This window comes from Blautia caccae (genome assembly GCF_040095955.1).
GTDB lineage: Bacteria > Bacillota > Clostridia > Lachnospirales > Lachnospiraceae > Blautia > Blautia celeris.
The window spans coordinates 86,537-93,978 of sequence record NZ_JBBMFP010000024.1 but is presented as its reverse complement, the minus strand read 5'-3'; the positions used below and the strand labels follow the sequence as shown (position 1 = coordinate 93,978).

At 44.5% G+C, this 7,442-nt stretch carries 8 protein-coding genes; all 8 read left to right on the top strand.

The features are described from left to right. Positions 1-116 precede the first annotated feature (116 nt). The 8 genes from WMO65_RS21245 (at position 117) to WMO65_RS21210 (ending at position 7,402) form a co-directional block, all read left to right on the top strand. The gene (locus WMO65_RS21245) at positions 117-473 is read left to right on the top strand and encodes a DUF6145 family protein (protein WP_033140857.1); all 357 of its coding nucleotides are present in this window, start codon (positions 117-119) and stop codon (positions 471-473) included. 3 nt (positions 474-476) lie between these two features. Continuing rightward, positions 477-1,256, top strand: a complete 780-nt coding sequence (locus tag WMO65_RS21240) for a type III pantothenate kinase (RefSeq protein ID WP_033140858.1) — start codon at positions 477-479, stop codon at positions 1,254-1,256. A gap of 1 nt (position 1,257) precedes the next feature. Further along, positions 1,258-2,214 (top strand): tRNA dihydrouridine synthase DusB, encoded by a 957-nt coding sequence (dusB, locus tag WMO65_RS21235; RefSeq protein WP_033140859.1) that lies wholly within the window; start codon positions 1,258-1,260, stop codon positions 2,212-2,214. Between the two features lie 533 nt (positions 2,215-2,747). Continuing rightward, a complete protein-coding gene (gene greA / locus WMO65_RS21230) occupies positions 2,748-3,230 on the top strand; it encodes a transcription elongation factor GreA (protein WP_033140860.1) in 483 nt (160 codons plus the stop codon). Positions 3,231-3,249: 19 nt separating this feature from the next. Beyond that, complete coding sequence (gene lysS / locus WMO65_RS21225; RefSeq protein WP_148391820.1) at positions 3,250-5,181, top strand: lysine--tRNA ligase; 1,932 nt, start codon at positions 3,250-3,252, stop codon at positions 5,179-5,181. Between the two features lie 350 nt (positions 5,182-5,531). Next, on the top strand, positions 5,532-6,335 hold the full coding sequence (locus WMO65_RS21220; RefSeq protein WP_148391821.1) for a hypothetical protein: 804 nt from the start codon (positions 5,532-5,534) through the stop codon (positions 6,333-6,335). A 250-nt stretch (positions 6,336-6,585) separates the two neighbouring features. Next, complete coding sequence (locus WMO65_RS21215) at positions 6,586-6,918, top strand: PadR family transcriptional regulator (protein WP_033140028.1); 333 nt, start codon at positions 6,586-6,588, stop codon at positions 6,916-6,918. Next, positions 6,905-7,402: a DUF2812 domain-containing protein gene (locus tag WMO65_RS21210; protein WP_187370537.1), complete on the top strand. Its 498-nt coding sequence runs from the start codon at positions 6,905-6,907 to the stop codon at positions 7,400-7,402. The genes WMO65_RS21215 and WMO65_RS21210 overlap by 14 nt, the downstream gene beginning before the upstream one ends. Positions 7,403-7,442: the final 40 nt, after the last annotated feature.

Here is a 7,442-nt window from a genome sequence, read left to right as displayed (position 1 = left end):
TGGCAGGTATTCGCCCCATCGCGAAGCGATTTTTAATGGGCGAATACCCGTAACGATTCAGCTGGCTGAATAGTTACTAGTTATGATGTATAAGACGGATGGTATAAGGAGAGTTTATGTATAAGGATAAGATAGTGCTGTGCGGCGCCAGTGCCTATGAGCATAAATACTACTTTAATGAAGATTTTTCCGCACTTCCTCAGTCTGTGCAGGATGAGCTGCATATTATGTGCGTACTTTACACAGAGGAGATCGGTGGAGTCCTGACACTGGAATTTGACGAGGACGGCAGTCTGGAGTTCAAGACAGAAGCTCTGGAATCAGATGCCATGTACGATGATATAGGAAGTGTGCTGCGGATCAAGCAGATCAGAGCAGACAAACAGGAACTGCTGGAATCGCTGGAACTCTACTACAGGGTATTTTTCCTGGGAGAAGATGTGGAGGAAACCCTGAATGAAGGGGAGGAATAGAATATGCTTTTAGTGATCGATGTGGGCAATACCAATATTACCCTGGGCGTGTTTGACGGGGAGGAGTTAAAAGGAACCTTCCGCATGACGACCAGACAGAACCGCACTTCGGATGAGTACGGTATTCTCATGTGCAATATGCTGGAATACCGTGGAATTTCCAAAGACGCGGTAAAAGATGCCATTATCAGCTCCGTTGTGCCGGATGTTATGCATTCTTTGGCAAGCGGCGTCATAAAATATTTTAACACCTATCCGCTGCATGTGGGACCCGGATGTAAGACAGGCATCCGTGTAACATCTGTGAACCCCAAGGAGATCGGGGCGGACAGGATCGTGGACGCTGTGGCTGCCTATGAACTGTACGGCGGACCTGTTCTTGTCCTTGATTTTGGGACAGCCACCACGTATGACCTGATCACAGAGGACGGATGCTTTGTGGCAGGCATCACCTCCCCCGGCATTGAGATCAGCGCAAAAGCACTGTGGCAGGATGCTGCCAAGCTTCCGAAGATCGCCATAGAGAAGCCGGCGTCCATCCTGGCTAAGGAGACCATCACCAGTATGCAGGCAGGGCTTGTGTACGGATATATCGGGCAGGTGGAATACATTATCAGGAAAGTAAAGGAAGAATCAGGGATAGAGAACCTGAAAGTAGTGGCAACCGGAGGACTGGGCAAGATCATTGCAGATGAGACGGATATGATCGACGTGTACGATACACAGCTTACGCTGACCGGTCTCAGGATCATTTTTGAAAAAACAAAGAAGAGCAGAGGTTAATATGAAACTCACAATCGGAAATGTAACTCTTGAGAACAACCTGATACTCGCACCCATGGCAGGAGTCACGGACCTGCCATTTCGTTTGCTCTGCAAAGAGCAGGGCGCAGGACTTCTCTGCACGGAGATGGTCAGCGCAAAGGCCATTTATTTTAAGAATAAGAATACAAAGAGCCTGATGCAGATCCTTCCCCGGGAGCGGCCTGTCTCCCTGCAGCTTTTCGGTTCAGAACCGGAGCTGATGGGATTTATCGCTCAGCAGATAGAAGAACAGCCCTTTGACATCCTGGACATCAACATGGGCTGCCCGGTTCCGAAAGTAGTCAATAACGGGGAAGGCTCCGCCCTTATGAAAAATCCGAAACTGGTGGGAGAGATTGTGAAAAAAGTCGCATCCTCTATTCAGAAACCACTGACGGTCAAGATCAGAAAGGGATTTACCGAGGACTGCGTCAATGCGGTGGAAATCGCCAAGATCATAGAGGATGCAGGTGCGGCAGCAGTTGCAGTGCATGGCAGGACCAGAGAACAGTATTATTCCGGCAGGGCGGACTGGGATATCATCCGCAGGGTAAAGGAAGCAGTCTCCATTCCGGTTATCGGCAACGGGGATGTGGATTCACCGGAGAGTGCAAAGCGCCTGTTGGAGGAGACAGGGTGTGACGGCATTATGATCGGCCGTGCGGCCAGAGGAAATCCATGGATATTCAGCAGGATACGGTCTTATCTGGAGAACGGCACCATGCCGGATGAGCCCTCCTCTTCGGATGTCAGGGAGATGATTTTGAAACATGCACGTCTGCAGCTTGAGTATAAAGGGGAGTATACCGGTATGCGGGAGATGAGAAAGCATGTTGCGTGGTATACAGCGGGAATGCCTCACTCGGCATCTGTCAGACGGAAGGTGAATGAAATAGAGACGTATGAGCAGCTTGAGAGGCTTGTGGAGATGTTTTGATGTTTTGTTTGTGGCTTAAGCGGACGTCATGCGGGCATGGGTATCTCTCATGCAAACACCCGCAACACTCAGTCAAGCTAACCGTTAACTGCAACTAAGAGCACTCGGGAGAGCCCTCGTGTCTAAGTTTCCGTAAACGGTGGATCTTGCCTTCGCTAAAGACGCGGGAATGCCTGCATGAGAGATACCCATGCCCGCATGACTGTGTGTTGAAGGGCGAAAGTTTCAAAGGATTCAAAGCGGTAGTGTATAGGTGGACGGAAGTTTCGGAGGATTTAGAGTGGCAGTATACAGGATGATTCAATGTAGTAGTGCGGGTTATGTAAATTGTTACAGATGTAATGGATTATTTGGCAAGAATGTTAGATTGTTCTTGACATTCTGATGGGTTTTTCTTATAATATTATGACTGTTAGGTTAATGAAACCTGAAAAAGATGGATTATACTGGGAGAAGAATATGGGATTCTGTCCGGCTTTGTGCCGTGCAGGCCCTCTTCTTACTTTATAATATAGAAGAAAGGGTGTATAAAAATGGAAGAGAAGAAAAATATTCTTACGTATGCGGGACTGAAAAAATTAGAGGATGAGCTTCATGATTTGAAGGTATACAAAAGAAAAGAAGTAGCCGGTAAGATCAAAGAGGCCAGAGAGCAGGGTGACCTGTCTGAGAATGCAGAGTACGATGCGGCTAAAGACGAGCAGCGCGATATCGAAGCAAGAATCGAAGAAATTGAAAAAATCCTGAAAAACGCTGAGGTCGTAGTGGAAGATGAAGTGGATCTGGCTACCATCAGTGTTGGATGTAAGGTAAAAGTATATGATGTGGAATTTGAAGAGGAGATTGAATTCAAAATCGTAGGTTCCACAGAGGCAAACAGCCTGGAAGGCAAGATCTCCAATGAGTCTCCGGTAGGAAAAGCCTTGATCGGAGCTAAAAAAGGACAGACCGTACAGGTAGAGATGCCTTCCGGAGTTATGGAATATAAGGTTCTGGAGATTGAAAGAAACATATAGATGAAGGAGAGTGTGTAAAGTGGCAGAGCAGTCAAAGAATGTTAAGGAGCAGGACGTCAACCAGTTATTGAAGGTCCGCCGTGAAAAATTAGCTGAGTTACAGGCAAACGGAAAAGACCCGTTTCAGATCGTCAAATTCGATGTAACCCATCACAGCCAGGAAATCAAAGATGCTTTTGAAGAGCTGGAAGGAAAATCCGTAACCATAGCAGGACGTATGATGTCAAAACGTATCATGGGAAAAGCTTCCTTCTGCAATGTGCAGGATTTACAGGGCAACATTCAGTCTTATGTGGCACGTGACAGTATCGGAGTGGAATCCTATCAGGATTTCAAGAAAATGGACATTGGCGACATCGTAGGCATCACAGGCGAAGTCTTCAAAACAAAGACAGGTGAGATCTCCATTCACGCTTCTGCTGTGACACTGTTATCCAAGAGCCTCCAGGTTCTGCCTGAGAAGTTCCACGGTCTGACCAATACAGACCTGCGTTACCGTCAGAGATATGTGGACCTGATCATGAACCCGGAAGTAAAGGACACTTTCATCAAACGTTCCAAGATCATCAGCAGCATCCGTAAATACCTGGACGGCCAGGGATTTATGGAGGTGGAGACCCCTATGCTGGTGGCAAATGCAGGTGGTGCAGCCGCAAGACCTTTCGAGACACATTTCAATGCTCTTGATGAGGACTTTAAGCTGCGTATCTCCCTGGAACTGTATCTGAAGAGACTGATCGTTGGCGGCATGGAGCGCGTATACGAGATTGGACGAGTATTCCGCAACGAGGGCCTGGATACCAGACACAACCCGGAATTTACGCTGATGGAGCTGTATCAGGCTTACACAGATTACAAGGGAATGATGGATCTGACAGAGAACCTGTACCGCCATGTGGCGCAGGAGGTTCTGGGAACCACTGTGATCACTTATAACGGCGTGGAGATGGACCTGGGCAAACCGTTCGAGAGAATTACTATGGTGGATGCTGTCAAGAAATATGCCGGCGTTGACTTTAACGAGATCCATACCCTGGAAGAGGCAAGAGCCGCTGCAAAAGAGCACCATGTAGAGTTCGAGGAGAGACATCAGAAGGGTGATATCCTGAGCCTGTTCTTCGAGGAGTTCGCAGAGGAGCATCTGATCCAGCCTACCTTTGTTATGGACCACCCCATTGAGATCTCTCCGCTGACAAAGAAAAAACCGGAGAATCCGGAGTACACAGAGCGTTTTGAGTTCTTCATGAATGGCTGGGAGATGGCAAACGCTTATTCCGAGTTAAATGACCCCATCGACCAGAGAGAGCGCTTCAAAGCACAGGAAGCACTGCTGGCCCAGGGCGATGAGGAAGCCAACACCACAGATGAAGATTTCCTGAATGCGCTGGAGATTGGTATGCCTCCTACAGGGGGTATCGGATTCGGTATTGACCGTATGGTTATGCTGCTGACAGATTCTGCAGCGATCAGAGATGTATTATGCTTCCCCACGATGAAGAGTCTGGGAGGTTCTGACGCTCCTAAAAAAGCGGAAAAAGCAGCTCCGGCAGAAGCTGTGAATGTTCCGGAGAAGATTGATTTCTCTAATGTTGAGATTGAGCCGCTGTTCAAGGATATGGTTGACTTTGACACTTTTGCAAAGTCTGATTTCCGTGCCGTGAAGGTAAAAGAATGTACCGCGGTGCCCAAGAGCAAGAAACTTCTGAAGTTTGTCTTAGACGACGGCACAGATGAAGACCGTGTGATCTTAAGCGGCATCCACGATACTTATGAGCCGGAAGAGCTGGTAGGAAAGACATTGATTGCAATCACAAACCTGCCTCCCCGTCCTATGATGGGCATTGATTCCTGCGGAATGATCATTTCTGCGGTTCATCATGAAAACGGAGAGGAAAAACTGCACTGTCTGATGGTGGATGAGCATATCCCGGCAGGGGCAAAATTATACTAATTAATCTAAAATAAATCGGTTATCCGCAGTATGCCCGAACGAAAAAGGGTGTATTGCGGATAACAATTCTAATATAGTTCTATTTTATCTGTAAAATATCTGAACAAACTATCCCAAATTTAAGTCATTACATATAAATTTAACGCAGGCGACCAATATAATAGGTTTATCTTTAAGAAAATCGGCTCTTATTTTTTATATTTACAAATAATTTCTTAGAAACTCTCTTTGCTTGTAGGTAATTCCTATTGAAAATACTATTTGGAGGATAAAATTTACCTACTATATTCTGATACAATCCTATATCTTATCCGTAAATCGCGGAAAAACAATCATAGAAAGGCGTAATTATGGAAGAAATAAAAATGTGCGCTGCACAGGAATTGAGGAAACTAAAAGAAATGGAAAAGATGGCTGCGGATGATTTGAAAAATGCGCCCCCAGGTACTCTCCGCATTGCAAAAAATCACAATTCCAATCAATACTATTGGAGAACAGAGCCAAAAGATACAAAGGGCAGATATATTAAAAAGAGTAATGAGGCGCTTATTAAAGGGCTGGCGCAAAAGGAATATGCTAAAAAGATGCTTCCGGTTATCAGAAAGAAAATAAAAGAACTGGAGAGAATATATGATGTCTGTACATGGAAAGATTTACTTTATACATATGAAAGGCTTTCACAGGCCAGACAAGAAATGATCGTACCTTATATATTGTCTGAGGATGAATTTGCAGAACAGTGGATACAAGAAAATGAAATAAAAATAGCTGAATCAGGAGAAGCCAAATGCATATCCCAAATATATACGGAGAAGGGAGAATGTGTGCGCTCGAAATCAGAAAAAATTCTTGCGGATAAATTTTATTTAATGAATATTCCGTATTTCTATGAAGTACCTTTATATCTTCAGGGGTATGGATATGTTAAACCTGATTTCACAATACTGAACAAACGGACCGGGAAAACGTATTATTGGGAGCATTTAGGGCTTATGGATGTGGAGGATTACTGTCAGACAGCAATTAAAAAGATTGAGTGTTATGAGAAAAACAGGATTTATACAGGTAAACAGTTGATTTTGACTTATGAAACGAAAGATCATCCGCTGAATATCAGAATTGCGGAAAGGTTGATAAAAGAGTATCTAATGTAGTGAAGGGTGTAGTTTAATAACAAAGGCTAAATAGATTTCCGAAATTATATTAGCCGCAACAACAAATCTGTCTTCATGTCCGATGATAAGCATGGATTTCTATGGTGCCATTGCATGCCATAATAGTACGGTCAGTTCTGCGCATTTACTGTTCCGGCTGCGCAAAGCGGAATTACAATTACCCCTTGCATTATGCCCTCCAAAGAGATATAATAATATTACACTAAACGTAATAAAGAAGGGAATATGCATGCGCGAATGCGGAAATGAAATATTGACCGAAATCTCCTATCTGGTATTGCTGGCATTCTGCAGTCCGAATCATGGATATGGAGTTATGCAGTTTCTGGAGGAGCACACAGAAGGCAGGGTAAAACCCGGGGCAGGAACACTTTACGGGGCAGTGAATGCGCTGCTGAAAAAGGAGTGGATCGCTCTATATGCCCGGGATGACAGGAAAAAGACATATTTGATCACAGATAAAGGCAGAGCTGTTTTGGAAAGGGAAGTGAGAAGGCTAAAGCTGAATTACACATTGGGACAGCAGATATTGAATGGAGGGGATGAGAATGGAAGTGACTAAATTTTTTCTGTCCATAGAAAAGGAAGAAAAGTGGCTGAATGATATGAGCAGTGAAGGTTGCCGTTTCGTCGGAAAGCACGGGTTCTCTTATAAGTTTGAACCCTGCGAAAAGGGGACATACCGGTACTGCATAGACCAAAGGGGATTTCTTAAAAACAGTGAGGAGTTCGTGGGATTTTTAGACGAGTTAAATATGAAACTTGTTCATAAACAATGGGGATTCTACTATTTTGAAGCAGATGGAAGCTGCAGTACGGAAAAAATATATACGGACATAAAATCTAAGTCCAGTTTTTACCTTCGATGCATTTTATGGCTTGCGTGTATCGGAATATTAAACATCTCCATAATAAACCATGCAAATGGTCCCTATTTTTTAAATATTTCAATTCCTATAGTTGCAAATACGGTTGTGTTATGCCTGGTATTATCTGCAATATTGAAATACGTTTGGAATATCCTTTTGCTGCATCTGAGAAAGTAGTTTGGTATTATGCCGGAGTATATTAAAAAACTTCATGCAT

What these genes read in the sequence shown, in the direction of transcription:
- WMO65_RS21245 (WP_033140857.1), top strand. Translation starts at nt 117, where the DNA reads ATGTATAAGGATAAGATAGTGCTGTGCGGCGCCAGTGCCTATGAGCAT.
- WMO65_RS21210 (WP_187370537.1), top strand. Translation starts at nt 6,905, where the DNA reads ATGGAAGTGACTAAATTTTTTCTGTCCATAGAAAAGGAAGAAAAGTGG.
- WMO65_RS21220 (WP_148391821.1), top strand. Translation starts at nt 5,532, where the DNA reads ATGGAAGAAATAAAAATGTGCGCTGCACAGGAATTGAGGAAACTAAAA.
- WMO65_RS21215 (WP_033140028.1), top strand. Translation starts at nt 6,586, where the DNA reads ATGCGCGAATGCGGAAATGAAATATTGACCGAAATCTCCTATCTGGTA.
- greA (WP_033140860.1), top strand. Translation starts at nt 2,748, where the DNA reads ATGGAAGAGAAGAAAAATATTCTTACGTATGCGGGACTGAAAAAATTA.
- WMO65_RS21240 (WP_033140858.1), top strand. Translation starts at nt 477, where the DNA reads ATGCTTTTAGTGATCGATGTGGGCAATACCAATATTACCCTGGGCGTG.
- dusB (WP_033140859.1), top strand. Translation starts at nt 1,258, where the DNA reads ATGAAACTCACAATCGGAAATGTAACTCTTGAGAACAACCTGATACTC.